General features: G+C 69.8%; 30 protein-coding genes. 18 read left to right on the top strand and 12 right to left on the bottom strand.

Translation table 11 applies throughout. The features are described 5' to 3' along the window. The first annotated feature begins 251 nt into the window (after positions 1–251). Positions 252–905, top strand: coding sequence for a transcriptional repressor LexA (lexA, locus tag ABFX45_RS28740; RefSeq protein ID WP_112225752.1), 654 nt, complete (start codon positions 252–254; stop codon positions 903–905). Here lexA and ABFX45_RS28735 read toward each other — a convergent pair. Both ABFX45_RS28735 and ABFX45_RS28730 read right to left on the bottom strand, forming a co-directional pair. Next, on the bottom strand, positions 885–1268 hold the full coding sequence (locus ABFX45_RS28735) for a hypothetical protein (protein ID WP_146231939.1): 384 nt from the start codon (positions 1266–1268) through the stop codon (positions 885–887). The genes lexA and ABFX45_RS28735 overlap by 21 nt on opposite strands. Positions 1269–1292: 24 nt before the next feature. Further along, complete coding sequence (locus ABFX45_RS28730; protein ID WP_233440306.1) at positions 1293–2186, bottom strand: LysR family transcriptional regulator; 894 nt, start codon at positions 2184–2186, stop codon at positions 1293–1295. A 56-nt stretch (positions 2187–2242) separates the two neighbouring features. On the opposite strand from ABFX45_RS28730, the gene ABFX45_RS28725 reads away from it, so the two are divergent. Continuing rightward, positions 2243–2899, top strand: a complete 657-nt coding sequence (locus ABFX45_RS28725) for a type 1 glutamine amidotransferase domain-containing protein (RefSeq protein ID WP_346133252.1) — start codon at positions 2243–2245, stop codon at positions 2897–2899. Positions 2900–2905: 6 nt separating this feature from the next. On the opposite strand, the gene ABFX45_RS28720 is transcribed toward ABFX45_RS28725, so the two are convergent. Further along, entirely contained in the window at positions 2906–4222 is a 1317-nt protein-coding gene (locus ABFX45_RS28720) for a DUF6297 family protein (RefSeq protein WP_346133250.1), read from the bottom strand. Positions 4223–4239: 17 nt separating this feature from the next. Next, positions 4240–4851: an ABC transporter ATP-binding protein gene (locus ABFX45_RS28715; RefSeq protein WP_346133248.1), complete on the bottom strand. Its 612-nt coding sequence runs from the start codon at positions 4849–4851 to the stop codon at positions 4240–4242. A gap of 84 nt (positions 4852–4935) precedes the next feature. Here ABFX45_RS28715 and ABFX45_RS28710 point away from each other — a divergent pair, with 84 nt between their 5' ends. Genes ABFX45_RS28710 through ABFX45_RS28700 form a run of 3 tightly spaced genes read left to right on the top strand, consistent with a single transcriptional unit; the run spans position 4936 to position 7177 of the window. Next, positions 4936–6093: an LLM class flavin-dependent oxidoreductase gene (locus ABFX45_RS28710; protein WP_346133279.1), complete on the top strand. Its 1158-nt coding sequence runs from the start codon at positions 4936–4938 to the stop codon at positions 6091–6093. Further along, positions 6090–6515 (top strand): MarR family winged helix-turn-helix transcriptional regulator, encoded by a 426-nt coding sequence (locus ABFX45_RS28705; RefSeq protein WP_233439484.1) that lies wholly within the window; start codon positions 6090–6092, stop codon positions 6513–6515. Before ABFX45_RS28710 ends, ABFX45_RS28705 begins: the two co-directional genes overlap by 4 nt. Beyond that, positions 6512–7177, top strand: coding sequence for a CE1759 family FMN reductase (locus tag ABFX45_RS28700; RefSeq protein ID WP_109636425.1), 666 nt, complete (start codon positions 6512–6514; stop codon positions 7175–7177). Before ABFX45_RS28705 ends, ABFX45_RS28700 begins: the two co-directional genes overlap by 4 nt. Here ABFX45_RS28700 and ABFX45_RS28695 read toward each other — a convergent pair. Continuing rightward, positions 7168–7353 carry a hypothetical protein gene (locus tag ABFX45_RS28695; protein WP_233439483.1) on the bottom strand — a complete coding sequence of 62 codons (186 nt, stop codon included), beginning with the start codon at positions 7351–7353 and terminating at the stop codon, positions 7168–7170. The two genes, ABFX45_RS28700 and ABFX45_RS28695, sit on opposite strands and share 10 nt — an antisense overlap. Positions 7354–7420: 67 nt before the next feature. Between ABFX45_RS28695 and ABFX45_RS28690 the strand changes: the two genes are divergently transcribed. Next, positions 7421–7933: a hypothetical protein gene (locus ABFX45_RS28690; protein ID WP_346133245.1), complete on the top strand. Its 513-nt coding sequence runs from the start codon at positions 7421–7423 to the stop codon at positions 7931–7933. On the opposite strand, the gene ABFX45_RS28685 is transcribed toward ABFX45_RS28690, so the two are convergent. Then, positions 7925–8302, bottom strand: coding sequence for a YciI family protein (locus tag ABFX45_RS28685; protein WP_346133243.1), 378 nt, complete (start codon positions 8300–8302; stop codon positions 7925–7927). The genes ABFX45_RS28690 and ABFX45_RS28685 overlap by 9 nt on opposite strands. A gap of 93 nt (positions 8303–8395) precedes the next feature. On the opposite strand from ABFX45_RS28685, the gene ABFX45_RS28680 reads away from it, so the two are divergent. Beyond that, a complete protein-coding gene (locus ABFX45_RS28680; RefSeq protein WP_346133241.1) occupies positions 8396–8812 on the top strand; it encodes a hypothetical protein in 417 nt (138 codons plus the stop codon). On the opposite strand, the gene ABFX45_RS28675 is transcribed toward ABFX45_RS28680, so the two are convergent. The 3 genes from ABFX45_RS28675 to ABFX45_RS28665 are packed head-to-tail and all read right to left on the bottom strand — an operon-like array spanning position 8748 to position 11100. Further along, complete coding sequence (locus ABFX45_RS28675; protein WP_346133236.1) at positions 8748–10451, bottom strand: GMC family oxidoreductase; 1704 nt, start codon at positions 10449–10451, stop codon at positions 8748–8750. The genes ABFX45_RS28680 and ABFX45_RS28675 overlap by 65 nt on opposite strands. Beyond that, positions 10448–10726, bottom strand: coding sequence for a hypothetical protein (locus ABFX45_RS28670; RefSeq protein ID WP_109636420.1), 279 nt, complete (start codon positions 10724–10726; stop codon positions 10448–10450). Before ABFX45_RS28670 ends, ABFX45_RS28675 begins: the two co-directional genes overlap by 4 nt. A gap of 41 nt (positions 10727–10767) precedes the next feature. Then, positions 10768–11100: a putative quinol monooxygenase gene (locus tag ABFX45_RS28665; RefSeq protein ID WP_346133276.1), complete on the bottom strand. Its 333-nt coding sequence runs from the start codon at positions 11098–11100 to the stop codon at positions 10768–10770. 128 nt (positions 11101–11228) lie between these two features. On the opposite strand from ABFX45_RS28665, the gene ABFX45_RS28660 reads away from it, so the two are divergent. The 4 genes from ABFX45_RS28660 (at position 11229) to ABFX45_RS28645 (ending at position 14249) form a co-directional block, all read left to right on the top strand. Further along, positions 11229–12323 (top strand): aldose epimerase family protein, encoded by a 1095-nt coding sequence (locus ABFX45_RS28660; RefSeq protein ID WP_346133234.1) that lies wholly within the window; start codon positions 11229–11231, stop codon positions 12321–12323. A gap of 358 nt (positions 12324–12681) precedes the next feature. Beyond that, a complete protein-coding gene (locus tag ABFX45_RS28655) occupies positions 12682–13101 on the top strand; it encodes a nuclear transport factor 2 family protein (protein ID WP_233439482.1) in 420 nt (139 codons plus the stop codon). Then, positions 13098–13688 carry a TetR/AcrR family transcriptional regulator gene (locus tag ABFX45_RS28650; RefSeq protein ID WP_346133231.1) on the top strand — a complete coding sequence of 197 codons (591 nt, stop codon included), beginning with the start codon at positions 13098–13100 and terminating at the stop codon, positions 13686–13688. Before ABFX45_RS28655 ends, ABFX45_RS28650 begins: the two co-directional genes overlap by 4 nt. 147 nt (positions 13689–13835) lie before the next feature. Next, positions 13836–14249: a pyridoxamine 5'-phosphate oxidase family protein gene (locus ABFX45_RS28645; RefSeq protein WP_112225770.1), complete on the top strand. Its 414-nt coding sequence runs from the start codon at positions 13836–13838 to the stop codon at positions 14247–14249. A 559-nt stretch (positions 14250–14808) separates the two neighbouring features. Here ABFX45_RS28645 and ABFX45_RS28640 read toward each other — a convergent pair. The 3 genes from ABFX45_RS28640 to ABFX45_RS28630 form a co-directional block, all read right to left on the bottom strand. After that, complete coding sequence (locus ABFX45_RS28640) at positions 14809–15393, bottom strand: hypothetical protein (protein ID WP_346133229.1); 585 nt, start codon at positions 15391–15393, stop codon at positions 14809–14811. A 99-nt stretch (positions 15394–15492) separates the two neighbouring features. Then, positions 15493–16227 (bottom strand): class I SAM-dependent methyltransferase, encoded by a 735-nt coding sequence (locus ABFX45_RS28635; protein WP_346133227.1) that lies wholly within the window; start codon positions 16225–16227, stop codon positions 15493–15495. A gap of 44 nt (positions 16228–16271) precedes the next feature. After that, positions 16272–17387, bottom strand: coding sequence for a substrate-binding domain-containing protein (locus tag ABFX45_RS28630; protein ID WP_346133225.1), 1116 nt, complete (start codon positions 17385–17387; stop codon positions 16272–16274). A 103-nt stretch (positions 17388–17490) separates the two neighbouring features. Between ABFX45_RS28630 and ABFX45_RS28625 the strand changes: the two genes are divergently transcribed. From ABFX45_RS28625 to ABFX45_RS28595, 7 genes are all read left to right on the top strand, one after another. Then, positions 17491–18816: an ABC transporter substrate-binding protein gene (locus ABFX45_RS28625; RefSeq protein WP_109636413.1), complete on the top strand. Its 1326-nt coding sequence runs from the start codon at positions 17491–17493 to the stop codon at positions 18814–18816. Beyond that, positions 18813–19742 carry a carbohydrate ABC transporter permease gene (locus tag ABFX45_RS28620; RefSeq protein WP_109636412.1) on the top strand — a complete coding sequence of 310 codons (930 nt, stop codon included), beginning with the start codon at positions 18813–18815 and terminating at the stop codon, positions 19740–19742. The genes ABFX45_RS28625 and ABFX45_RS28620 overlap by 4 nt, the downstream gene beginning before the upstream one ends. A gap of 47 nt (positions 19743–19789) precedes the next feature. Then, complete coding sequence (locus ABFX45_RS28615) at positions 19790–20599, top strand: carbohydrate ABC transporter permease (protein WP_346133274.1); 810 nt, start codon at positions 19790–19792, stop codon at positions 20597–20599. Beyond that, on the top strand, positions 20596–21612 hold the full coding sequence (locus tag ABFX45_RS28610; RefSeq protein WP_233439481.1) for a hydroxyacid dehydrogenase: 1017 nt from the start codon (positions 20596–20598) through the stop codon (positions 21610–21612). The genes ABFX45_RS28615 and ABFX45_RS28610 overlap by 4 nt, the downstream gene beginning before the upstream one ends. Continuing rightward, a complete protein-coding gene (locus tag ABFX45_RS28605; protein ID WP_346133222.1) occupies positions 21609–23516 on the top strand; it encodes a DUF2264 domain-containing protein in 1908 nt (635 codons plus the stop codon). Before ABFX45_RS28610 ends, ABFX45_RS28605 begins: the two co-directional genes overlap by 4 nt. A gap of 170 nt (positions 23517–23686) precedes the next feature. Beyond that, on the top strand, positions 23687–25144 hold the full coding sequence (locus tag ABFX45_RS28600; RefSeq protein ID WP_346133220.1) for a glycoside hydrolase: 1458 nt from the start codon (positions 23687–23689) through the stop codon (positions 25142–25144). 137 nt (positions 25145–25281) lie between these two features. Beyond that, positions 25282–26481 (top strand): MFS transporter, encoded by a 1200-nt coding sequence (locus ABFX45_RS28595; RefSeq protein WP_346133218.1) that lies wholly within the window; start codon positions 25282–25284, stop codon positions 26479–26481. Positions 26482–26489 lie beyond the last annotated feature (8 nt).

Here is a 26489-nt window from a genome sequence, read left to right as displayed (position 1 = left end):
CGCCCGGCGCGGTGGTCGACGAAGAACGTCGACAACGACCCCACGAGCGCGCCATCGGACAGTGACTCGATCGCCGGCTGGAGCGCGTCGTTGTCCGGTTGCTTCAGCGCGGCCGGCTCGGCCCGTTCGCGTTGCCGTGCGGCCGACCGCGGCGGATGGACCTTACGAGGTTCCCCATCCAGGCTGATGTCGTCGCTTGATCAAACGACCACCCGATCGTGTCCGGCAACCGAATAACTACTATCTGGCCGATGACCGCCTACGACGATCTCGAACTCGACACGACGGTGCTGCCGGAACGCCAGCAGAAGATCCTGGTCGCCATCCGCGACTGGGTCGTCGAGCACGGCTACTCCCCCAGCACCCGCGAGATCGGCGACGCTGTCGGTCTGAAGTCGTCCTCCTCGGTGTCCAAGCACCTGTCGGCCTTGGAGGACAAGGGTTTCCTGCGCCGCGGCTCGTCGGTGACGCGGCCGATGGACGTGCGGGTCTTCCTGCACGAGAGGGCGTCCGCGCAGATCTCCGCGGACTCGATCTCGGTGCCCGTCGTCGGTGACATCGCAGCCGGTACGCCCATCTCCGCCATCGAACACGTGGACGACGTGCTGAGCCTGCCGCGCGGGCTGGTCGGGCGCGGCAGCAACGTGTTCGCGCTGCGCGTGCGCGGTGACTCGATGATCGACGCCGCGATCTGCGACGGCGACATGGTCGTGGTCCAGCAGACGCACGAGGCGTACAACGGGCAGATCGTGGCCGCGATGATCGACGAGGAAGCGACCGTCAAGGTCTACCAGCGCCGCAACGGCCACGTGTACCTGGAGCCGCGCAACCCGGACTACCCGGTCATCGACGGCGACAAGGCAGTGATCCTCGGCGTCGTCGTTTCAGTGCTCAGGAGCGTCTGAGAACAGCTGGTCGGCGACGGTCGCGCAGACCTGCGCGCCGTGGTGATCGCGGCCCTGGTGGCGGGCCAGCACGGCCAGCGACCAGCCGTCCCACACCGCGAGGCACGTCACCGTCCACGTGTCGGTGTGCAGGGTCCAGCCGTTCTTGATCGCGAGCGGCTTGCTCCGCAACGCGGGTGCCTCCGGGATGCCGAAACGTCCTTCCGGAGCGATGTCGCGCATCATCGCGAGGAGCTTGTCCCTCCATTCCGGACTGATCCCGGGCCCGTTCACGACGCACTCGCCGAGCTTGGCCGCGTCCATCGCGGACACCACGGTCTTCGGCGGCACGATCTCCGTGGCGAGTGAAGTGGGTGCCGGCACGACGTTCACCGTGCGGTTGCCGCGTTAGAGAACGCCCCAATCGCGTTCTTGCAGGTGCTCGACGACCGCCCGTGCGGCAGGCGTGGGTGTTCCGCGGGTCACCAGGTAGAGGGTGTTGAGCGGCGGGATCTCCGGCTGGTGCAGCAGCTCGACGGATCCGGCGGTCAGCGCGGGCTCGGCGAGGTAGCGCGGCAACGCGGACACGCCCGCCCCGGCGATCACGGCGGCCAGGACCGCGCGCAGGTCGGGGACGATGACGGCCACGGCGTTCTTCGGACGTTTGCCGAACTCGCTGCGCCAGTAGCGGCGGATGATCGGCAGCTCGTCCGAGTAGGCGGCGAGCGGCAGGTGTTCGAGAGCACGCGCCGGGTCCACCGCGAGAAGTGCCTGGTCCACCGTTCTGGCCAGCAGCGGCGGCCCCACCAGCAGGAACTCCTCGTCGGTCAACGGTGTCGCGGTGAGTCCCGCACCCGGCCGGACCGCGGACAGCACGATGTCGAGCTGCCCGGTCTTGAGGCCGTTGAGCAGGTCGTTCGCCAGGCCCAGGGTGACCTCGAACCGGATGCCGCGCCGGACCAGCGGGGTGAGCGCGGGCAGGCCGCGGGCGGTCATGAACTCCGCCGCTCCCCCGATCCGCACGGTGCCTTCGAGGGCGGGCGCGGGATCGAGCGCGTTGCGCAGGTGGTCGACGTGGGATCCGACGCGGCGGGCCAGTTCGTCGGCGCGGGGTGTGGGCGTGACGCCCCGGCTGCTCCTGACGAACAGCGGTTCGCCGAGCTCCTTCTCCAGCTTGGCGAGCTGGCCGCTCACCGCGGGCTGGGTGAGCCCGCGCCTGGTCGCGGCGGCGGTGATCGAGCCGCCCCGGTAGATCTCCACGAACGTCGCGAGCAGATCCAGGTCCGTCAACTTGTCGGCCATAAGGCATCTTATGGCTCTGCCGACGCCCTTGAAGGATTCGTGATGGTATGGGTGCCATGAAGAAGCTACTGATGGTCGTGTCCGGCGCCGACTCGCTGACGCTGGCGGACGGCACGAGCCACCCCACGGGATTCTGGGCGGAGGAAGTGGTCGAGTCGGTGCGCGTGCTGCGCGAGGCCGGTGTCGAGGTCACCGTCGCGACGCCCGGCGGTGTCGTGCCGGCCGTCGACAAGGCGAGCCTCGACGGCACGTTCGACGACGCCGTCGCGTCTCTGGAAGATCTGCGCGCGCCGGCCGACCTGGCGTCGCTGAACGCCGCGGACTTCGACGCGATCTACCTGCCCGGCGGCCACGGCCCGATGACCGACCTGGCGTTCGACAAGACTCTGGGCACGCTGCTGGCGGACTTCCACGACAGCGGCAAGCTGGTCGCGGCGCTGTGCCACGGTCCGGCCGGGCTGCTGAGCGCGGTCCGCGCGGACGGCTCGTTCGTGTTCGCCGGCAAGGAGATGGCGGTGTTCAGCGACGAGGAGGAGCGCCAGGGCGGCCTCAACGTGCCCTACTCGGTCGCGGGCCGGCTGGCCGAGCTGGGTGCACGGCTCGCGCCGGGTGCGCCGTGGTCGAGCACGGTGATCGTCGACGGCCGGCTCGTGACGGGTCAGAACCCGCAGTCCACGGTGGCCACCGCTTCGCGCGTCGCCTCGTTGATCTAGAGCGCCCTAGCCGAGCACCACCTGCAGCACACACAACAAATACAGCAGTAACGGACCTCGGCTGAGCTGCAGGACCAACCCGATCGGCACGGGCCCGAGCACACCGAAGTCGATCGCCGCGACGCCGTAGTCGAGCGGTGGCTTCGTGGCGATCCGGTACACCACGGCCAGCGCGCCGACCGCGGACACGGCGGCGTTGAGCCACGAGACATGCGGCGTGAACGTCGCCGTGGCGACGCACCACACCACCGCGCCGGTGGCGGGCACGACCAGGTGCGCAAGCCGCAGCGTCCAGTCGGGCACGCCGAGCATCCTGCGGATCGACGCCGACCGGCAGACGGACTTGAGCCCTGCCGCCAGCCTGTCGGTGGCGATGAACGCGGCGACCAGGTGCACCGCGGGCACCCAGTCGACCTCGCCGCCAAGTGCGACCAGTGCGGGCAGCGGCAGCAACCCGGCCCACACCAGCAGGCCGTTCGGTGCTCGCCGCGCCCGCAGCACGTCCGTCCACACCAGCACGGTCACCGGTGAGCCGCGCAGCCGGGCCGACCGCACCCGGCCGAGGAGCCGTGCGCGGCGTTCCGCCAGGATCGCACCGAGCAGGGCCAGGTCGAGCCACGACACCGACACCCGCACCGCCGCGGCGAGCGCTCCGCCGGTGGAGAGGTCGGCCCGGTTCAGCCGCCGCAGCGACGCCGCGGCGACTACGACCAGTGGCACCGCGGCCGGGACGAGCCAGATCATCTCGACCGCGACCACGTCGGACCGCAGGAACAGTGCGAGCACGGCCGCCGCGGCGAGAACGCTCAGCCAGTTTTGAGGACGCAGCCGGGCACGTTGCAGGACCACCGCGCCCGCCACCACCGCGACCCCGGCCGCCGCCGACCCGGCGAACACCCACACCCCAGGCGGCGCCGACACCCCCACGACCCCGAACACGACAGCCGGCCACACCGCGCCCACCGCCGCGCCGAACCCGAGCAGTCCCAGGAACCGCGGCGACAGCAGCGCGGCCCGATCGACCGGCGAGCTCAGCACCCAGAACATCCGGTCCCGCCCCGCGAACACCGGCCCGAACGCGAGCAGCACCTTGAGCAGCACGACCGCCGCGAGCACGGACAGCCAGAGCGCGGTCCACTCGCTCGCTCCCGCCTGCCCGGTCTTGGCGAGGCCCTTGAACGCGAGGCCCCAGCCGATCGCGCCGGCGATCGCCGTGTTGACCAGCCGTTCGTAGAGGCGGGCGAGCCGGAACCGCCACGGCGGTGGCGGGCGCCGAAGCCGCCTGCGCACCTCGGCTGCGGACGGGGTCGCCGGGTCACTCACCTCGGCTACCGACGGGGTCACAGGGTCACGCAGCGGTTCGCGACCGCGTCGAGGAGGTCCTGGTCGTGCGACGCGAACACGACCGCCACCCCGGCCGCCTTCTCGGCCTTCAGCCGCTCGCGCAGCCAGGTCCGGCCCTGCACGTCGAGCCGCTGCTCCGGTTCGTCCAGCACCAGCAGACCGCGTGGCCGCACGAAGCACGACGCGAGACCCAGCCGGTGCCGCTGCCCGCTCGACAACGTGGGTGGCAACTGGTCGCGCACCTCGGACAGGCCCAGCTCGTCCAGCGCCGCGAGCACCTCGCGTTCCGGGTCCGGGGTGCCGTGCAGCCACGCCTGCAACCGCAGGTGTTCCACAACGGACACGTCCGGGAAGTAGTCGGCGTCGTCCAGCAGTGCGGCCGTCAACGCGCGGAACGACGCGGAGGTCTCGTCGCGCGACTCCCCGTGGACCAGCACCTCGCCCGCGTCGTGGTGCTCGGCCCCCACCAGGCACTTGAGCAGCGTCGACTTGCCTGCACCGTTGCGGCCGACGATCGCCACCGCCTCCCCCGCGGCCACCTCGAAGCCGAGTCCCCCGAACACCGGGTCGTCGCCGAAGCTCTTGCGGAGGTCCCGCACCTCAAGCATGTGATCAGGCTACTGGGAATAGGTGAGCGGCCCGTGCGTTAAGATAGATGCAAACGCATGAAACAACAGAAGGAGGCGGGTGCCGTGCAGTTCGGAGTGTTCTCGGTGAGCGACATCACCAGGGACCCGGTGAGCGGCGAGACCCCCAGCGAGGCCGAGCGGATCGACGCGATCGTGCAGATCGCCGAGAAGGCCGAGGAAGTGGGACTGGACGTGTTCGCGATCGGCGAGCACCACAACCCGCCCTTCTTCTCGTCGGCGCCGACCACGCTGCTCGCCCACATCGCGGCGAGGACCAAGAGGCTGATCGTCAGCACCGCGACGACGCTGATCACCACCAACGACCCCGTGCGCATCGCCGAGGAGTACGCGATGCTGCAGCACCTGGCGAAGGGCCGCATGGACCTGATGCTGGGCCGCGGCAACACCGCGCCGGTGTACCCGTGGTTCGGCGCGGACATCCGGCAGAGCCTGCCGCTGGCGCTGGAGAACTACAACCTCCTGCACCGGTTGTGGCGCGAGGACGTGATCGACTGGGAGGGCAAGTTCCGCACGCCGTTGCAGGGCTTCACGAGCACGCCGCGGCCGTTGGACGACGTGCCCCCGTTCGTGTGGCACGGGTCGATCCGCACGCCGGAGATCGCGGAGCAGGCCGCCTACTACGGCGACGGCTTCTTCGCGAACAACATCTTCTGGCCGAAAGAGCACTACATGCGGCTGATCAAGTTCTACCGCCAGCGGTACGCGCACTACGGCCACGGAACGGAGAAGCAGGCCATCGTCGGCCTCGGTGGTCAGGCCTACATCGCGAAGCGGTCGCAGGACGCGATCAACGAGTTCCGGCCGTACTTCAACGAGGCGCCGGTCTACGGGCACGGTCCGAAGATGGAGGACTTCATGGAGATGACGCCTCTGTCGGTCGGCAGCCCGCAGGAGGTCATCGACAAGACGCTGACCTTCCGCGAGCACTTCGGCGACTACCAGCGCCAGATGTTCCTGATGGACCACGCCGGCCTGCCGCTCAAGACCGTGCTGAACCAGCTCGACCTGCTGGGCGAGGAGGTGGTTCCGGTGCTGCGCAAGGAGATCGAGGCACGCCAGGACCCGGAGACCGCCAAGCCGCCGACGCACGCCCGGCGCGTCGAGGAGAAGTACGGCGACCAGCCCGCGCGTCAGCCGCGCCCGAACGCCAACCGGGGTGACAACGTCACCGGTGGCTCGCCGTACCAGGATTCCCAGTGACCAGAGCGAACGAGGCGTGGGAGTCCCTGATGAGGGCCTACGCCGTGCTGATGAAGCGGTTCAACGCGGAGGACGTCTGGGGCGACCTGACGATGCGCGAGTACGACGTCCTCTACACCTTGTCCAAATGCGACAGTCCACTGCGGATGAGTGAGCTGAACCGCCACGTTCTGCTGAGCCAGCCCGCGCTGTCCCGAATGGTCGACCGCCTGGCCGACCGCGGGCTGGTGGACCGCTGCCCGGATCCCGGCGACCGCCGGGGTGTGCGCCTGTCGCTCACCCCGGAAGGCCGCAGGACCCAGCGGGAGATCGGCCGTCCGCACGCCCGCAGCGTCACCCGCGCGTTGAACGTGCTGACGCCGGAAGAACTCGAGCAGCTCGCCGTGATCACCGGCAAGCTGGCCCAGAGCGAGGAGAAATGACCGAACAGTTCAAGCTCGTGGTCGTCTCGGCCGGCACGAGCGACCCGTCGTCCACGCGCCTGCTCGCCGACCGCGCCGCCCAGCGCGTGGCGCAGCTCGCGTCCGAGAAGCAGTACCAGGCCGGCATCCAGGTCGTCGAGCTGCGCGAGCTGGCGAGCGAGATCGCGAACGCGCTGGTGTCCAACCACATCGGGCCCAAGCTGCAGCAGGCGATCACCACGCTGCAGCACGCGGACGGCATCGTCGCGAGCACCCCCGTCTACAAGGCGGGCGCCAGCGGGCTGTTCACGTCGTTCTTCCAGATCCTGGACAACGACCTGCTGATCGCGAAGCCCGTCGTGCTCGCCGCGACCGCCGGCACGGCGAGGCACGCGCTCGTGGTCGACGACCAGATGCGCGGCCTGTTCGCCTACCTGCGGACCGTCGTCGTGCCGACGTCGCTGTTCGCCTCCACCGAGGACTGGCAGGACAACGCGCTGAACAAGCGCATCGACCGCGCGGCCCTCGAACTGGTGGCGCTCATGGCCTCCGGGTTCGAGAAGCAGGTGCGTGCCGAGTCGTGGGGCCGCTACCAGCACGAGTTCGGCAGCGCGGGCGGCACCGAGCTGTCGATCGACCTCGACTCGGACCTGATGCGCCTCGCCGCGGGCGGTCACGCGTAGGGCAGGACCTTCTTCTCGACGTAGCCCAGGCCGTAGAACAGCGCGACGCTGATCACCGCGAGCAGGGCCATCGCCGCGAAGGCCAGTGAGGTGTCGGCGCTCGCACCGGACGTGTAGATCACGTAGCCCAGTCCGGCGCGGGCGCCGACGAACTCACCGATCACCGCCCCGATCACCGCCAGTGTGATCGCGACCTTCAGCCCGACGAAGACCTGCGGGAGGTGTGCCTTGAGGGGTGACGTCGTGGTCTCGCCTGCGGGTGAGGAGATCGAGCTCGTCGACGTGGGTCAGCGGGTGCTCTACGACGACGAGCTGGTGCGGGTGTGGGAGGTCTCGCTCGAACCGGGCGAGACCCACCCGTGGCACCTGCACCACAACCCGTACGTGGTGCTGAGCATCGAGGGCTCGCAAGGCCGCATGGACTGGCTCGACGGCAGCGAGCCGAGGTTCATCTCCGAGCACCGCGGCGGCTGGGTCCACCGCCCGGTGTCGCCCGTCCACCGGCTGACGAACATCGGCACGTCCCGCTACCGCAACCGGCTCGTCGAGCTGAAGGACCTCGGCGAGAAGCTGGCCGCGCCATTGGACGTCACGGACTCCGACGTCAGCGTGCGAACCGTTGCGGACGTCGAGCTGCAGCTGGAGGGGCCGCACGTGCTCGCCGCTCTCGACGCCGAGGACGTGCGGCTCCATCAGGGCGGTCCGTGCTCGCTCGCCGGCGAATGGTTCGTCGTCGAGCTGCGTTACCTAGGCTAGGAGCTCTGGGATCTCGTCGGCCTCGACGACCTGCCGGACCTCAACCGACATCTCCTCCACGCCCGCGAAACAGGTGATGTACTCCTCCGCGACGGCCTTGGCCTCGGCGAGGTCCTTCGCGTTGATGATCATGAACCCGCCGATGACCTCCTTGGCCTCGGCGAACGGGCCGTCGGTCGACTTGATCTCGGCACCGCGCCTGCGCACGGCCGCGCCCCTGGACGGCTTGTGCACGCCCTCACCACCGAGGAACACACCGTTCGCGTTCAGCTTGTCGACGAACTCGTTCATCCGCCGATGAAGCTCCGGACTCGCCTTCCACGCCGCGTCGGCGTCCTCCGGGACCCGGTGCATCAACAGAAACCGCATGTCATCTCCCTGATCTCGGTACGGCGGCGTTGGGCCGCCACACCTGCGTCGATCGACGTCACGGTCGTTTCGACATTTCGACATGATGGCCCGGTGATTCTTTCGCGGCTGGTCGTACCTCTGCTGAGCATGTGGTTCTTCGGCAACCTCTACGAGCAGGTCGTGTGGAACCCGCAGCTGCTGGCCGACCCGCGGCCGGGTTCGCTCGTCGGCGTGTTCGCGGCAGGCAGCCCGATCTACTACTACCTGCCGTGGGGGCCGCTCGGGGTGGTCCTGGCGGTCGTCACGCGGGCACCGTGGCCGGCACTCGGGTGTCTCGTGGTGTCGGTCGCGCTGAAGGTCCTGCTGATCACGCAGGTCAACCCGGTCTTCCGCGACCCTGCCGTCAGCCGGGAGGTCGTGCACGGCCATGCGGTGCTGTGGGCGTTCGGCAACGGCGTCGTCGTCATCGCGGTGGGGGCCGCGATCCTGCTGGTTCTGCGAGCACGGCGCGGCCCGTCGCCCGGCTGAACGCCGTCACGAGGTGGTCGGCCGTGCGCAGGGCGAGCGCGGCCATCGTCAGCGAGGGGTTCGTCGTGCCGAGCGACGGCATGCTGCCACACCCCACCGCGTACAGATTGGGGTGGTCCCAGCAGCGTTGCCACTGGTCCACCACCGAGTCGCGCGGCGAGGAGCCCATCACGTGCGTGCCGCCGCCGTGCCCGGCGCCCCAGTGGCGCAGCGGCTCGCCGTTGTGCTCGAAGTACCGCTCCTCGTCCGGCTTGTACGACGTGTAGTCATCGGCGCCGAGCAGTTCGAAGATCCGGTCCGACACCCGTTTCGCGGCCAGCAGACCGTCTTTCACGTAGTCCGACAGCGTGTAGTGGATCGACGGGCGTGGGTTGCCCATCGCGTCGCGGTCCGCGCCAAGAGTGACCCGGTTCGCGGGGTCGGCTTCCTGCTCGATCTCGAACTGAAGCGTGAACTGCCTGCCCACGCGGTCCGCCACGGCTCGGCGCAGCGCGGTGCCGCGCAGGCCCGCCGCGACGAACTCGGCCGTGTCCGAGTCCGGACTGCCCGCCGACCAGCCCCAGCCCCAGTTGCCGATCTCGATGCGGAACGGTGCCCGCGTGGCGCGGTCCCGCCCGCACCGGAACGCCTCGATGCTCGTCGTCGACCCCGGACCGCGGAACGGGCCGATCGGGTGCGGCATCAGCGCCCACGTCAGCAGTGCCGGGTGGTCCATCAGGTTGCGGCCGACCTGGTCGCTGCTGTTCGCCAGGCCGGACATGAGCAGCAGCTTGGCGTTCTCGATGGTGTGCGCGGCGAGCACGACGACGTCGGCTTCCGCCTCTTGCCGGGTGTGCCTGCCGGTCGTGTCGTCCTCGTAGCGCTGATAACTGACCTTGGTGACGCGTCCGAACTCGTCGGCGTGCACGCGGTTCACGACGCATCTGGTGCGCAGCTCGACGTTGGGCGACCAGCGCTTCTGGGTGCGGTGCGGCGTGTACTTGGCGTCCTCCGGGCACACCGGCACGCAACTCGCGAACCCGGCGCACCGGTTGCCGTCCGGCCGGTAGCCGCTCACCGGGACACCGTTGCGCGCCTGCGGGGTGCCGACCAGCAGGAGCTCGCGGCCGTCGATGTGCGCACCGTCCACAACGGACGCGACCGCGTGGTCGAGATACGTGCGGGGCAAGGCGTGCATCGGGTAGACGTAGCCGTCCGCCACCGGAACGTGCTGCCGTTGCTCGTCGGCGTCGGCCGCGACCCCGATCTCCCACTCCGCCGCGCGGTAGTAGGGCTCCAGGTCGTCGTACGAGAGCGGCCAGTTGCGGCCGCGGCCCAGGTCCGCGGTCCGGAAGTCCTCGGGGTGCATGCGGGGCGTGATCCCGGTCCAGACGGTTCCGGTGCCGCCGTTCATCCGCAGGTACGGGCTCGAGTACGCGAACGGCCCGGTGTTGACCAGGTACTCGCTCGACGGCGCCGCCACCGTCCTGCGGTACGGCGCGAGCGGTGTCTTGACGAGCACCGTCCGGAACCTCCGCACGGCCTCGTCGTGGTCGGTCTGTGCTCCCGCTTCGAGCACGAGGACCCGAAAACCGTTGTCCCCCAGCACCTTCGCGATCAGTGAGCCGGCGAACCCGGCGCCGACGACCACGGCTCTCATGAGGCGCTGCCTCTGGGTCTGCGCTCCCAGCTGCCGAAGCCGGGCCCGTCCGTGCCGGGCGCCGCGACCCCGACCGCCTTCCACGCCAGACCTTCCGCGTAGGCGCGGGAGCTCGGGATCACCCCGCGCCAGACCCCGGTGTACCAGAGCTGGATGATCTCGGCGTCCGACGCGCCGCGCGCCAGCGTCGCGTACTGCTCGACCAGTCCGGTCGACCTCAGCTCCTCCGCCGAGAACCCGGTCAGCTCGGCGGACAACTCCACGAAGGCGTCCATCCCGCCATCCTCGACGCCGGAGCCGCGCCACGCCCGGCCCCTCACCCGCGTGGCGCAACCTCCATCTCGCCCAACAGAGACCAGTCGTCCTGCTCCAGCACCGCGTTCACGATCTTCGGTGTCTCCTGCAGGTACGGCGGCAGCTCCGCCTGTGCGACCTTGAAGTGCGCGGACTGCACGTGTGCCGCACCCGCGTCACCGTCGCGGAAGGCCTCGACGAGCACGTACTCGGTCTCGTCGTCGAGGCTGCGCGACCAGTCGAACCACAGGCAGCCGGGTTCGGCGCGGGTGGCCTCGGTGAAAGCGCGGGAGAGCTCCGGCCAGGTGTCCGCGTACTCGGGCAGGACACGGAACTTGGCGGTGATGAAGATCAAGACGGCCTCCTTCACGTGATCGCCTCCCAGCCTATGGGCTCGCATGCCCGCACGGGCCGGTCGGCGCCCGACTGTTAGCGTTAACATCGACCGGAGCACCACCTCGACCCGACCGGGAGGCACCGCCGATGCACCGCTCCGAGACCGCCACACCCACGGTCAGCCGCGAGCACTTCGGCCGGATCGGGGACGTGGACGTCCACCGGTTCGTGCTGGCCAACCCCGGCGGCGTCACGGCGCGGATCCTCGACCTCGGCGGCGTGATCCAGTCGCTGGACGCGCCCGGCCGCGACGGCGAGCAGAAGAACGTCGTGCTCGGGTTCCCCACGCTCGACGGCTACGTGGCCAACAACCGGCCGGACGCGGGCCGGGTGTTCTTCGGCGCGCTGATCGGCCGTTACGCCAACCGGATCGGCGGTGCCGCGTTCACCCTCGACGGCGTCGAGCACCGGCTGACCGCCAACGAGAACGGCAACAGCCTGCACGGCGGCATCACGGGCTTCGACACGCACGTGTGGCAGGCGAGCCCCTTCACCGACGCCGACGGGGCGGGCGTGCGCCTGACCCACGTCAGCCCGGACGGCGACCAGGGCTTCCCCGGCACCGTCACGACGGTGGTGACGTACCGGCTCGACACGCGCAACCGGCTGAGCATCGGCTATCGCGCCCAGACCGACGCGCCCACGGTCGTGAACCTGACCAACCACACCTACTGGAACCTCGCCGGCGAAGGCTCCGGCGACGTCTACGACCACCTGCTGACCATCCGCGCCGGGTTGTTCTGCCCGGTCGACGACGCGCTGATCCTGCAGGGCCCGCCCGCACCGGTCGGTGGCACGCCGTTCGACTTCCGCGAGCCGACCCCGATCGGCGCGCGCATCGACGCACCCCACCCGCAGCTGCGGCTCGGGCACGGCTACGACCACAACTGGGTGCTCGACGAGCCGGACTCGCTCGGCTTCGCGGCGCGGGCGCACGACATCGGCTCCGGCCGGATGCTGACGGTGTGGACGACCAAGCCGGGTCTGCAGTTCTACTCCGGCAACTTCCTCTCGTCCGACCTGATCGGCACGAGCGGCCACCCGTACCGGCGCGGCGCGGGCTTCGCGTTGGAGGCACAGCACTTCCCGGACTCGCCGAACCGCCCGGACTTCCCGAGCACGGTGCTGCGCCCCGGCGAGACCTACGAGCAGGAAACGGTTTACGAGCTGTCCGCCGGGTGATGGTTGACAGTTGTTGACACCCCACCGTCGGCCCTGTCACCGCGCATGATCATCGTGGTTGCCTCGAACTCCGCTGCCGCATCGGCATCCGGAAGCGAGGGCCGTGGTGAGTTGGAAGAAACGCGGAGCCACCCTGCCCGTGGCCGCCCTGCTCGTGGCAGCGCCCTGGGCGAGCCCGATGAGCACACCGGCGGCACAGGCCGCTCCCGCTGATCCGATGAGCGCCTGCGCGCTGCGAACCGGATGTGGATGAGCGAAGGGGTCCCGACCGACTGGTCGACTTTCACCAGGCCGGGCCCGTCACAAACCCGCAACCTGGGCCCTGGCGTCCGTTCTTACTTACTTGTAAGTTAGATGCATGACGATGGCCGAGGTGGCAGCCACAGATGTAGACGCGATCGAGACGTTCTGCGGCCGGTGGGAGCGGGCGTGGAACACGCACGACGCCGACGCGGTGGCGGCGATGTGCGCGGACGACCTGGTGTACGACGAGCCGGCGCTGGGCAAGACGGCGCACGGCCCAGAGTCCATCCGTGAGTTCGTGGCGCAGATGACGCGCACGTTCCCGGACTACTCCTTCACGCGCGTGGGCTTCTACGCCGAGACGACCCGGCGTGCCGTGGTGGTGGCATGGCAGTTCACCGGCACGGTCGCCGGCACCGATCGGCGCGTCGAGTTCCACGGCGACGACCGGCTGGAGGTCGGCGAGGACGGACTGATCCACGCCTACCGGTGCCTGTACGACAACAAGTTCGTGGAACGCCAGGTCCGCGGATGAGCGAGGGCGCTCCTGCCCGGATGCCCGCCGCGGTGCGCAGGGCGAGCATCCTCGCGGCGGCCGAAGCCGAGTTCGCCGGGAACGGCCTCGCGGGAGGCCGTCTGGACGCCATCGCCGAACGGGCGGGGATTTCACACCCGCGCGTCGTGCAGATGTTCGGCTCCAAGAAGAAGCTGTTCCTCGAAGTCGTCGACGTGACTTACGACAAGATCGAAGCCGCGTTCGAGCGCGCCGAACCGACACTGCCCGCGCTGGGTGACGCCTACGTGCGGCTCCTGCGGCGCGAGCGCACCATCGGCATGGTGATGTTGCAGGGTTACGCCGGAGCGGCCGACGGTGACGTGCAGGAGGCGGTACGCCGGCGTCACCTCGCTCTCCTGGCGTCGATCGCCAGGCTGACGGGGGCGGACGCGTTCCAGGTGCGCACGTTCTTCGCCACGGGACTGATCCAGACGGTCTCGGCCGCGCTCGAACTGTCCGGGCAGCGCGCCGACACCGCTTGGAGCGCCTGGGTTCTCCAGCTCGCCACGGCGTCACCCGAGACGGGCGCCGCGGCTGGAGCCACGACGCCCGCCAGGTCCGACTAGCATGGTCAGGACTGCGGTGGCGCAGTGTCGAGGCTGGGGCCGGTCTGGGCGAGGAGCCGGTCAGCAGGTCGGGTCGGTACTGGACGGTTCCGGCCTCGTCGACACCATTCAACCTCTGCGGGAACGGCGAGCCATAAGGTAGCTCTCATGTTCCGCGATGAGGATCTTGCCCTGCTCGCACGGCCGCTGTACGCCTTCCTCACCGTTGCACCACGCGGTGAACGCTGGCCGGCACCGCGCCCGGTGTGGTTCGAGGTGACCGACGACGGCGACGTGCAGATGTTCTCCGTCCCGGATGCACCGAAGCTCGACCGTCTCCGGGAGCACCCCCGTGCTTCCGTCGTCGTCGCAGCTCCATCTGGTGAGCCCGAACACTGGGTAGCGGTGGAGGGCTCGGTCACTCTCCACGATCAGGGTGGCGCCGAGCTCGCGGCTCGTCTCGCCGAACGATACTGGGACATGAGCGACCCGAACCACCAGAAGCTCCTCGATGAGTGGCGTATCGGGGGCGTGGTGCGCATCGTCGTCCACCCAGAGGTGGTGAACCGCTTCTCCGCCTGACCTGCCATGAGGTTCACCCCGAATGGTGGACAGGGGACTTGCAAGGCTTGGCCGCCGCTCGGAGTGACTTCTCGTAGTCGTCGGGACTGGGCATCCCGATCGTGGAGTGCCGCCGGACAGTGCTGTGGAAACGGATCAACTTGTCAACCACGGCAACGAGTTCCGTCTTCCTGGCGCAGACGTGGCCGATACAGATCTTGAAAGGCCGGCGTTAAGGCGGTTCTGGTTCGAGGTCCAGCCCGGTGTGGGCGAAGAAGGCGTCCATCAGTCCGGGTCGGTACTGGATGCGCTTGAGCCGGTTCTTCGCGATCATGACGAGGTGATCTATGCCGTGGACGAGGAGGTTGCCCGGGTAGAGCTCACGGCGATGACAGCGCCAGGACTGCGAACAGGGCGGGCAGCGCCACACCGAGCGGTTTGACGATCAACTTCAAGATGATTCCTCCCCGGGATCGGCCCTGATGGCGTCGCCCACCATCGCGGCAGCAGCCCGCGAAGAATCCGCTAAATCCTCGTTAACCGCCTGCTCGCAGCCCTGCGCAGGATGACGGGAGGGGTCCTAGAGGCCGTCACGCACCATCGCGTCCACGATCCTGACGTGCCGGTCCGCGTTGGTCTGCGAGAACTCGTTGTCATGGTTCAGCCCGTACGGCCAGAAGTGCTGGCTGTCGCAGTGGATGACCGCGCCCTGGCCGTCGTACTGCTTGACGAGCGCGGTGGCCCTGGAACCGTTGTAGGTCCCGCCGCAGCCGAGGCCTCGCCACTTGCCGCTGGTGCCGACGCCGATCGTGTGGGAGATCTCGTGCAGCGCTGTGCGTTCCGTCATGAAGCCGGTCTTGCCGAAGCGGATCGTGCCGTTGATGTTGCCGTCCGCCGTGGGCACGTTCGGGTCGTAGTGCGCTGTGATGGACTTGGTCAGGCCGCTGAGGTTGTTGTAGCGGGACACCGCGGCGTTCATGGCGCGCGTGATCAGGTCGTACGCTCGCTGCTGGTCGGCGGTCGGGTTGGGCGCCTTCACCAGCCTCCAGCTGATGGTGCCCTGCAGCCGCACCTCGGCGGCAGCGGTCGCGGGTGCGGCCAGCGCCAGCACCGCGGCGATGGCCACACCCACACTCGTGAAGCGGGACAACGACATCTTTGGCATCTGTCTCCTCCTTCTCGGCTCTCTCGACGGAAGGGGCTGAGCAGTGCGCGCGTCAACGATCCGATCAGGAATGATCGGAATCGGTCAGAACAGAAGGCGTCAGGACAAGCGGTAGACCGAAACATGTGAGCCCGACTCATCTGTGAACTCGGCCCCGCGCCAGTCCGCGTGCCTGCTCTCCAGCTCGAACCCGGCGATCTGCGCCATCAGGTCGAGCTCGGCGGGCCAGACGTAGCGGTGCGGGGTGCGGAAGAGCCGCGCTTCCCTGCCGTCGCCGAAGCGGAGGTGGTGGGAGATCATGCGCTGGCGCACGAGATCGTAGGTTTCCATTGCCAGGTAACCGGGTTCAGCGTGCCGGACCCTGGCCGGCTGCCCCGGCGGCAGGCTGCGCAACGCCGGCACGCCGAGCTCGATCACGAACCGGCCACCGGGGACGAGGTGCCGCGCGGCGTTGCGGAAGCACTCCACCTGCTCGGCCTGGGTCAACAGGTTCGAGATCGTGTTGAAGATGAGGAAAACGAGGGTGTACTCGCCTGGCAGGCGCGCCATGGCCATGTCGCCGTTGACCACCGGAATGGTTGCCTCGTCGGCCTTTGCGCGCAGCACGTCGATCATCGGCTGGGACAGCTCGATGCCCGCGACCGGCACGCCGCGCGCGGCCAGCGGGACGGCGACCCGGCCGGTGCCGATGGCGAACTCGAGGGCTCTGCCGCCGTCCGCGAGGGCCGCGAGGCGCTCGACCATCGGCTCCAGCACCTCCGGCGCGAACGCACCGGTGCCAGGCGTGTCGTACTGCTGCGCGGTCTCGGCGTCCCAGATGTCCTCTTGGCGCATGCCCCCGATCTTGGTGCGGGATCCGCCGGATCGTCCACCCGTTTTCACCCGAGGCCGCGGCTAGTGTTGAGCTCGTTCCCGCACGACTCCCGCACCGTCAGCGTCGGCCACAGCACCACGCGGTGCACCGGCCGGTCCAGCGGATCCGCCAGCCGTGCCAGCGCGAGCTGGGCGGCGAGCGCCCCGAGCCGGTGCTTCTGCGGTCGCACGGCCGTGAGCGGCGGATCGGACGCCGCCGCCACCTCGTCGTCGTACGACACGACGGCGAGATCTTCCGGCACGCGAACTCCGCGCTCCCGCGTGCGTTCCAGCAGACCGATCGCCTCGCGGTCGGCGTGCACCAGGACGGCGTGCACGGAGGCGTTCAGGCACTCGTCGATCACGTGGTCGACCGCTCGTGTCCACTGTGGAGAGCCGTAGGGCGGCACGTCGAGCGCGGGAACTCCGTTGAACGGCAGCTCCAGCGACGACACGGCCGTGGTCCAGCCCGCGCGGATGGCGTCGCTGTGCGGGCTCTGCCGCGAGGTGACCAGGCCGATGCGGCTGTGGCCGAGCGTCGCCAGGTGCCGCACGGCGAGCCCGGCGCCGATCTCGTGGTCGGTCACCGCGGCGTCGAGGGCGATCGTGGGCAACGCCGGCGGCGGAAGCCGTTCGACGAGCACGACGGGCACCGACTGCGCCCCCAGCCAGCGCAGCAGTTCGACGCCCGCGCGGCCGGTCGTGCTCGGCGCCACCAGCAGGGTCTGCACACCGCGGTCGAGCAGCTCGCACACCCGGCGGCGGTCCTCGATGGCGTCGTAGCTGGACGCCCGCAGCACCAGCCTGCCGCCCGCCGCGGCCACGGCGGTCTGCGCGCCCTGGATCACCGCGGGCCAGTAGTACTCGACCGACGGCGCCACCATGCCCACCAGCGGGTGCGTCGGGGCCGGGCCGACCACGGACTGCGGTCCGCGCGGAAAGGGCTCCGCGTGGCGGGGCATGGTGATCCCGCCGTGGACGCGCACCACCAGACCGCGGTCGGCGAGCGCGGTGACGTCCCGGCGCACGGTCACCGCCGACACGCCGAGCAGCTCCACCAGATCCGGCAAGCGGACGGTGCCGTGCGTCCGTACGGCCCGCAGGATCAGCTCATGGCGCTGAGCAGCCAACTTCTGGTTCATCGCTTCGCTTCTGATCGGTTTCGATCGTTTCCGATCGTTTCGTTGACCAGTGAGTGTGCCACGCGTTGAGGTGTGCCACATCACTCCAGCAGGAGGGTCAGCAATGGAGCTTTCCCCAGCGCTGCGGGACCCCGGCGTCTCGCGCCGCGGTTTTCTGCGCGCCACCGCCGCACTGGGCGCGGCGGGCCTTGTCGGCGGCTGCACTGCCACCGCCGCACCGCCGGGCGCCACCCCTGTCACCATCTGGTCCTGGTTGACCGGCATGGACAAGTACGTCGCCGCGTTCAACGCCGCGCAGAAGGACGTGTTCGTCGAGCTGCGGGTGATCGCGGCGGGTCTGTCCGGCGGCTACGCCCAGCAGACCAACGCCATCCGGGCGCACAACGCGCCGGACGTCCTGCACGTCGAGTACCAGGGTCTGCCGCAGATCCTGCTCACCGGCGGGCTGCGCGACCTCACCGCGGACATGGCCGATCTCGAGAGCCAGTACTCCCCCGCCGCGTGGCGCGGTGTGCGGCCCGACGGCCGGACGTGGGGAGTGCCGATGGACATCGCGCCGATGGTCTTCTACTACCGCAAGGACTTGTTCGATCAGCACGGCATCGCGTTGCCGCGCACGTGGGACGAGTTCCGCACGGCGGCGGCCGCCGTCAAGCAGGTCGACCCGCAGGCGCGCATCTGCTCGTTCCCGCTCAACGACGGCTCGTTCTTCGCCGGCATGTCGTGGCAGGCGGGCGATCCGTGGTGGACGGCGGAAGGTGACACCTGGGCTGTCGACATCGCCGGTGAGGGCACGGTGCGCACCGGGTCGTTCTGGCAGTCGATGATCACGGAGAACCTCGTCGCGGGGGTCGTGCACGGCACGCAGGACTGGATCGCCGGGATGCACGACGGCAAGCTCTGGGGCCTGCTCGGCGCGTCGTGGAGCGTCGGCACGCTGGGCAGGTCGATCCCGAAGGACACCGGCCGCTGGGCCGTGGCGACCATGCCGACGTGGAACGGCAAGGCCGCCAACGGGGTGCAGGGCGGCACGGCGTTCGGCATCTCCGCGGAGAGCAAGGCACCAGAGGCCGCCATGACGTTCCTGCGCTGGCTCAGCACGAACCCGGAGGTGCCGAAGATCGGCAGCACGTTCACCACGCCGTTCCCCGCGCACCTCCCCAACCGCGCCATCGCGCGGCAGGCGTACAAGGGCGGCTACTTCATCGGCGATCCCGTCTACGACGTCCTCGACGAGGCGGCGAAGCGGGTGCCGGACTGGACCTGGGGGCCTAACGCCCTGCGGCTGTTCTCCACGATCTCCGACGCCTTCGGGCCCGTTCGCAGCGGCGGAACGACGTTGCCGGACGCTCTGCGGAAGATTCAGCAGCACGCCGTGGCCGACATGCGCGCCAAGGGACTCTCGGTGCGGGAAGGGAAGACGGCATGAGCGTCCTCGCGCCCGAGCGCGCACCCGTGCTGGACGAACCGTCCGCGGCACCGGTCACCAGGACCCGCAAGAAGGACTTCGCGGGACTGGTGCTGGCAGTGCCGTTCCTGGTGCTGCTCGTGAGCACCGTGCTGGTCCCCGTGCTGTACGCGCTGTACCTCAGCCTGTTCACCGAACGCCTGCAGGGACTGGGTTTCTCCGGGCCGGAGCACGTGTTCGTGTGGCTCGGCAACTACGTCTCGGTGATCGCGGACAAGGCGTTCCACGCGGGACTGGGCAACGTCGCGCTGTTCGCTCTCGTGCACATCCCGAGCATGCTGATCGGCGCGCTGATCCTGGCTCTGCTGCTGGACTCCGCCGTCGTGCGACTGAGGCGGATGTGGTCGCTCGCGGTGTTCGTGCCGTACGCGGTGCCGGTGGTCATCGGCGGCCTGATCTGGGCCTACCTCTACAGCCCGACGATCGGCCCGATCAAGAACCTGCTCGGCTTCGACCCGTTGAGCGACAGCGCCGTGCTGCCCTCGATCGCCAACATCGCGACGTGGCAGTGGGTCGGCTACAACATGATCATCTTCTACACCGCGCTGCAGGCCGTCCCCAGGGAGATCGTCGAGGCGGCGCGAGCCGACGGCGCGGGCGGCTTCCGCACCGCGTGGTCGATCAAGATCCCGGTGATCCGGCCGACGATCTTCGTGGCGGTGGTGTTCACCGTCATCGGTTCGTTGCAGGTGTTCACCGAACCCATGGTGCTCAGGGGCTTCACCGGCACGGTGACCAGCACCTGGTCGCCGAGCATGTACGTGTACGAGGCCGCGTTCGTGGCCGGTGACAACGGGCGGGCCGCGGCGGCGTCGGTGCTGCTCGCGGTGATCTGCGCGGTGCTGTCCGCCGTCGTCATGCGCTTCTCGACGAGGAGGTCGCGGTGAGCACGTCCGTTGTGGACCGCAGGTCGCGCTGGGTTTCCATCCCGGCGGTGCACCTGGTCCTGGTCATCGCGGCTCTCTACAGCCTGCTGCCGCTGGTGTGGCTCGCCACTTCGGCGACCAAGTCGCTCGGCGACTTCTCCACCACAGGTGCGTTCGAGTTCGGCCAGTGGAACCTCTGGGCCAACGTCAAGGCGTTGTTCGCCCAGGAGAACGGGATCTTCTGGCACTGGCTGCTCAACTCCGTGCTGTACGCGGGCGGTGGAGCGGTGATCGGCGCGCTGATCTGCGCCGCCTGCGGGTACGCCATCGCCAAAACGAGCTTCCCCGGCAGGAAGCTGCTGTTCGCGCTCACACTCACCGGCGTGCTCGTGCCGACGACCGTGCTGGCGCTGCCGATGTACCTGCTCGCGTCCGAGCTGCGGATCGTGGACACGTTCTGGGCGGTGTTCATCCCGTTGCTCACCAACCCGTTCGGCGTCTACCTCGCCAGGGTGTACGCCGACGCGTCTGTGCCGGACGAGGTGCTGGAGGCGGCGCGCGTCGACGGGGCGGGCCAGCTGCGCACGTTCTTCACCGTGGCGCTGCCGATGATGCGTCCCGGTGTGGTGACCGTGCTGCTGTTCCAGTTCATCGCGATCTGGAACAACTTCTTCCTGCCGCTGGTCCTGCTCACCAACCCGAAGCTCTTCCCGGTCAGCCTGGGTCTCTTCCAGTGGAGCACCCGGCAGAACCAGTTCGCGCAGTACACACCGCTGGTGATCACCGGCTCGCTGCTCGCGGTGCTGCCGCTGGTGGTGGCGTTCCTCGTGCTCAACCGGCAGTGGCGCAAGGGCCTCGCGGCGGGGAGCGTGAAGTGACGCAGCACCGGCCGGAGGTCATGCTCGCGATGAGCCCGGACGTCGCCGACCAGCAGTTCGGCGCGCTCGAGCTCGCGCGGCTGCGCAGGCTGGCCAAGCTCGGCGATCCCCTGGTGGCGCACGACTTCTCGGCACCGGCCGTGCGCCGCCGCCTGGCCTCCGTGGAGGTGCTGATCACCTCGTGGGGCTGCCCGCCGATCGACTCCGACGTGCTGGCGGCTGCACCCCGGCTGCGCGCCGCCCTGCACGCGGCGGGCAGCGTGCGGTCGCACGTGGGTGACGCCGTGTTCGACCGCGACGTCCTGGTCACGACGGCCGCGCACGTCAACGCCGAACCGGTCGCCCACTACACGGTCGCGGCGATCCTGTGGGCGTTCAAGAAGGTGCCGTTCCTGGCCGCGGACGCCCGCCGGTTCCGCGAGGACTGGAGCTACCGCGAGCGGCGCGGCGAGCTGTCCGGCCTGGGCCGCACGATCGTGCTGGTCGGGTTCTCCCGGGTCGGCAGGCGGGTGGTGGAGCTGCTGCGGCGGCTGCAGGCGGGCCGGTTGCTCGTCGTCGACCCGGTCGTCGACCCCGTGCTGGTGCGGGCGGCCGGTGCCGAGGTCGTCACTCTCGCCGAGGCACTCCCCCAGGCCGACGTGCTGAGCCTGCACGCACCGGCGCTGCCGGAGACGCGCCATCTGATCGGCGCGGCGGAACTGGCCGCGCTGCCCGAGCACGCCACGCTGGTCAACACCGCGCGCGGGTCCCTCGTGGACACCGCCGCGCTGGAGGAGGCTTGCCTGCACGGGCGCCTGCACGCCGTGCTGGACGTGACCGATCCCGAGCCGCTGCCGGCCTGGTCGCGGCTGTACGACCTGCCGAACGTGGTGATCACGCCGCACATCGCGGGGTCGCTGGGCTCGGAGACACGGCTCATGGCCGCGGCGGCGCTCGACGAGCTGGAGCGCTATGCGGGCGGGCAACCGCCGCTGGAACCGGTGACCAGGCACGGGCTGACGGTGCAGGCATGATGCTCCCGCCGGAAGACCGCCGCCTCTCCCCGCGCACGGGCTGGACCCGCGCCCACTGGGAGGCGACCGCCGACCACATGCTCGACGCCGTCAACCGGCACTGGTCCCCACGCTGCGCGCGCATCGACCTGCCCGGCGAACCGAGCCGGTACGGCCTGGTGTCCGACGGCCTCGAAGGATTCGCCCGCACGTTCCTGCTCGCCGGATTCCGGGTCGCGGGCGGTGGCGATCCCGCGCTGCTGGAGCGGTACGCCTGGGGCCTGGCCGCCGGCACCGACCCGCACTCCCCGGAAGCCTGGCCGCGCCCGGACGAACTGGGACAGGCCAAGGTCGAGGCCGCGTCGATCGCGCTGGTGCTGCAGCTGACCAGGCCGTGGCTGTGGGACCAGCTCGACGACGGTGTGCGCGCACGGGTCGTCGACTGGCTCGCCACCGTGATCGGCCAGCCGTACCCGCCGATCAACTGGGTGTGGTTCCGGATCGTCGTCGAGTCCTTCCTGCGGGAGGTGGGTGGTCCCTGGTCGCAGGAGGACATCGAGCACGACCTCGCCCTGCACGCCTCGTTCCGGCGCGAGGGCGGCTGGCTCAGCGACGGCGAGGAACGCGCGTTCGACCATTACACGGGCTGGGCGCTGCATCTGTACCCGCTGCTGTGGACGCACCTGTTCGGCATCCCGGACTCGCTGTGCTCGCAGGAAACCCGCCGGACCTGGACGGACGACCTCACCCGCTACCTGGACGACGCGGTGGCGCTGCTCGGCGCCGACGGCTCGCCGCTGATGCAGGGCCGCAGCCTGACCTACCGGTTCGCCGCCGCGGCACCGTTCTGGGTCGCCGCGATCACCGGCACGCCGGGACCTGAACCGGGGCTGCTGCGCCGCGCCGCGTCCGGTGTGCTGCGGCACTTCGTCGACCACGGCTCGCTCGAACCGGACGGCGTGCTGCGCCTCGGCTGGCACGGCGACTGGCCCGCGATCCGCCAGGCGTACTCCGGCCCGGGCTCGCCCTACTGGGCCGCCAAGGGCATGCTCGGCCTCGCACTGCCCGCCGACCATCCCGTGTGGACGGACGTGGAACGCCCGCTGCCGGTGGAGACGCAGGACTTCACCCGCGTCATCTCCGCGCCCGGCTGGCTGGTGTCGGGCCGCCTCGCCGACGGCATCGTCACGACGATCAACCACGGCACGGACCACGCGCTGCCCGGCGACCGGCGAGCGGACTCCCCGTTGTACGCCAAGCTGGGTTACTCCACGGCGACGATGCCCGCCGTCACGGACAACTCGGTGGTGCTGCTCGACTCCGCGGGTGCGGCCAGCCACCGCGCGGGCTTCGAGACGGTGTTCACCGAAGAACTGCCCGGCGGTGTCGTCGCCGGAGCGTCGCGGGGACCCGTGCGCTGGGTGGACACCAGCGCGGACGATTCGCCGGACCACGGTTCCGGCCGCGAGGGCGAGATCGTCGAAGGGCCTGCCGTGCTGGTGGTCTCGGTGGTGCGCGGCGGCGTCGAGATCCGGCTCGTGCGCGTGGACGGCGAGACGGACGCCCGGCTGCGGCTGTCCGGCTGGCCCGTCGCCGCCGACACCCGGCCACGCGCCGAGATCGCGGACGGCGTGGAAGTCTCGGTCAGCGGCGCGCGGCTGCGTTCTGAACTGTGCGTCCTGCGCGGGTTCGACCAGGCAGGCGTGCACACCGGCACCGGCACGTCACCGCTGGGCAAGTACGTCGCGACGCCGTGGGTGGCGACAGCCGGGCCCGTCGCGCGTGGTGACGTGCTCGCTGCGGCCGTGCGCCTGGACCGGGGCCACGGCGTGATGACCAACCCGCTCCTCCTCTGGCACGGCAACGAGATCGTGCTGCGGTGGAGCGACGGACCAGACACGAGGATCACCCTGCCCGATCCCTAGGTCGTGTCCTGCAGGTCTCGTCCGCGATAGCCGCGCCCGAGGGGTTTTTCTGACGGCACCGCCGCAACCCCCGAATACGCCCGGGATGAGGGGATCGCGGCGGCACCGTCAGAAAACCGCTCGGACGTGGCTCTCATCGAACGGACCTACACCACGACCCAGGAGGAGAAATGGTCACCCGCAGGACAGTGCTGTCCGGTGCGGCGGCCGCCATCGCGGCGACAGCCATCGGCACGAACGCCGGCGCCGACCAGACCATCACCATCGACCCCGCCACGAGCTACGGCACGTGGGAAGGCTGGGGCACCTCCCTCGCCTGGTGGGCCAACGTGTTCGGCGATCGGGACGACTTCGCGGACCTGTGGTTCACCACGAAGTCCGTCACCTACAACGGAACGACCCTGCCCGGCCTCGGGATGAACATCGCCCGCTACAACCTCGGCGCGTGCAGCTGGAACACGGTCGACGGGGCGAGGATGGTCGCCTCGCCGAACATCCCGCGCTTCAAGCAGATCGAGACGTTCTGGCAGGACTGGCGCAACACCGATCCGAACTCGTGGCAGTGGGGCGCGGACGCGAAACAACGCGCGTCCGTGGTGAAGGCGGTGGCACGCGGCGCGATCACGGAGCTGTTCTCCAACTCCCCCGCGTGGTGGATGTGCATCAACCACAACCCCTCCGGCGCCGCCAACGCGAGCAGCAACAACCTCCAGTCCTGGAACTACCGCACCCACGCCGCTTACATGGCCGAGGTCGCCCGGCAGTTCCGCGACCGCTTCGGCGTCACGTTCCGCACGGTCGAACCGTTCAACGAGCCCGCGTCCAACTACTGGTCGGCCACCGGAAAACAGGAAGGCTGCCACTTCGACCCCTCGCTGCAGCGGACCGTGCTCCAGTACCTGCGGCAGGAGCTGAACAACCGCGGCCTGTCGGGCATGCGGATCGCGGCGTCCGACGAGACGAGCTACGACGTGGCGCGCAGCACGTGGAACTCGTTCGACGCCACGACGAAGTCCGTCGTCAACCAGATCAACGTGCACGGCTACCAGGGCTCCGGCGGCCGCCGGGACCTGCTCTACACGGACGCCAGGGCGGCGGGCAAGGTGCTCTGGAACTCCGAGTCCGGCGAGAGGGACGGCACCGGGCTCACCATGGCCAGCAACCTGTGCCTGGACTGGCGCTGGCTGCACCCGACCGCGTGGTGCTACTGGCAGGTGATGGACCCGACCCCGGAGTGGGCGATGATCGCCTACGACCCGAACACGCTGCGGCCGGGCGCCGTGCAGCGCAAGCTCTACGTGCTGGCACAGTTCACCCGGCACATCCGGCCCGGTATGCGGATCATCTCCGCGTCCACCGGAAACGCCGCGGTCGCCTACGACCCCGCCGCCCGCAGGCTCGTGCTCGTCGGCGTCAACACCGCGACCTCGGCGCAGACGATCACCTTCGACCTCAGCCGGTTCGGCACCCTGCCGACCGGGTTGATCACCAGGTGGTCCACGTCGACGACCAGCGGCAGCGACAGGTACACCCAGCGCACCGACGTCCGGCTGGACGGCAAGCTGCTGCGCGTGCCGTTCGCGGCGGGGCAGGTGCAGACGTTCCAGCTGGACGGGACGTCTGTCTGATCCGATGCGCACGTGCGCATGTGGCAACCCGAAAAAGACGGAAGATCTTTCGGCAACCACCCAACGGTGGCCAGAACTTAGGTAACGCTCACATACGCTCGCCGTGAATCATTTCGCAGGCGGGAACGAGGCAGAGCGTGGGCACAGCACTTCGCGGTCGTTCGCGAGCGCTGGGCCGGTTCGGCGCGCTCACCGGGACCGCCCGGCTGCTGGTGCTGAGCCAGCTGCTGTTCAACATCGGCTTCTTCCTCGTGCTGCCGTACCTCGCCGGGCACCTGGCCGACGACCTCGGACTGGCCGGATGGCTGGTCGGCCTGGTGCTCGGCGTGCGGACGTTCAGCCAGCAGGGCATGTTCGCGGTCGGCGGTGTGCTCACCGACCGGTTCGGCGCGAAGCCGCTGATCCTCGCGGGCTGCCTGGTGCGTGCGGCCGGCTTCGGCGTGCTGGCCGCCGCGACCGCGTTGCCCACCGTCCTCTGTGGAGTGATGCTCGTCGGGTTCGCCGGGGCGTTGTTCTCGCCCGCGGCGGAGGCGTCGCTGGCGCGCGAGGCGGGTCCGGACGCACGGGCGGACGCGTTCGCGATCCGCTCCATGGCGGGCGAGGTCGGCACGGTGATCGGACCGCTGCTCGGCGTCGTTCTCTCCGCGAGCTTTCCGGCCACCTGCGTCATCGGCGCGGTGCTGTTCGTCCTGATCGCGTTGCTGCACCTGAGGTTTCTGCCGCGCAGGCCGGGCGAGCACCGTGACGAGGGCATCTTCGACGGCTGGCGCGAGGTGTTCGGCAACCGGGCGTTCCTGCTCTTCGCGGCCAGGTACTCGGCCTACCTCGTCTCGTACAACCAGCTGTACCTCGGGCTGCCCGCCGAGCTGCACCGCGTCGGCGCGCCGGACCAGGTGCTGGGACTGCTGTTCGCGCTCGCGTCGGCGCTCGTGGTGTTCGGCCAGCTGCCGACGACCGGGCTCGCCAGGCGGCTGCTCGGCCGCGACCGGGCGCTGGTGGTCGGCTTCAGCGTCCTGGCGCTCGCGTTCGGCGTGGTCGCGCTGCGGCCGCCGGGACTGGTGGGCGCCACCGCGTTCGTCGTCCTGCTGATCTTCGGCCAGATGCTGGTCGTCCCGTTCGCCATGGAGCTCGTGCCGATGCTCGCGGGTGACCGCAGGCTGGGCGCACACTTCGGCGTGCTGGCGTCCGCGGGCGGCGTGGCGGTGCTCGTCGGCAGCACCGCGAGCGGTGCCCTGTTGGAACACGGCCGCGTCGCGTGGCTCCTGCTCGGACTCCTGCCGCTGGCAGGCGCCTGCGTGATGGCCTTCGCAGGCCGGCGACGCGCGCACCTCTCCTGATCGAAAGG

It is taken from the genome of Lentzea roselyniae (assembly GCF_039537795.1).
In the GTDB taxonomy this organism is placed as follows: domain Bacteria; phylum Actinomycetota; class Actinomycetes; order Mycobacteriales; family Pseudonocardiaceae; genus Lentzea; species Lentzea atacamensis.
The sequence above is the reverse complement of the archived record's forward strand: the minus strand, read 5'-3'. Positions and strand labels throughout refer to the sequence as shown.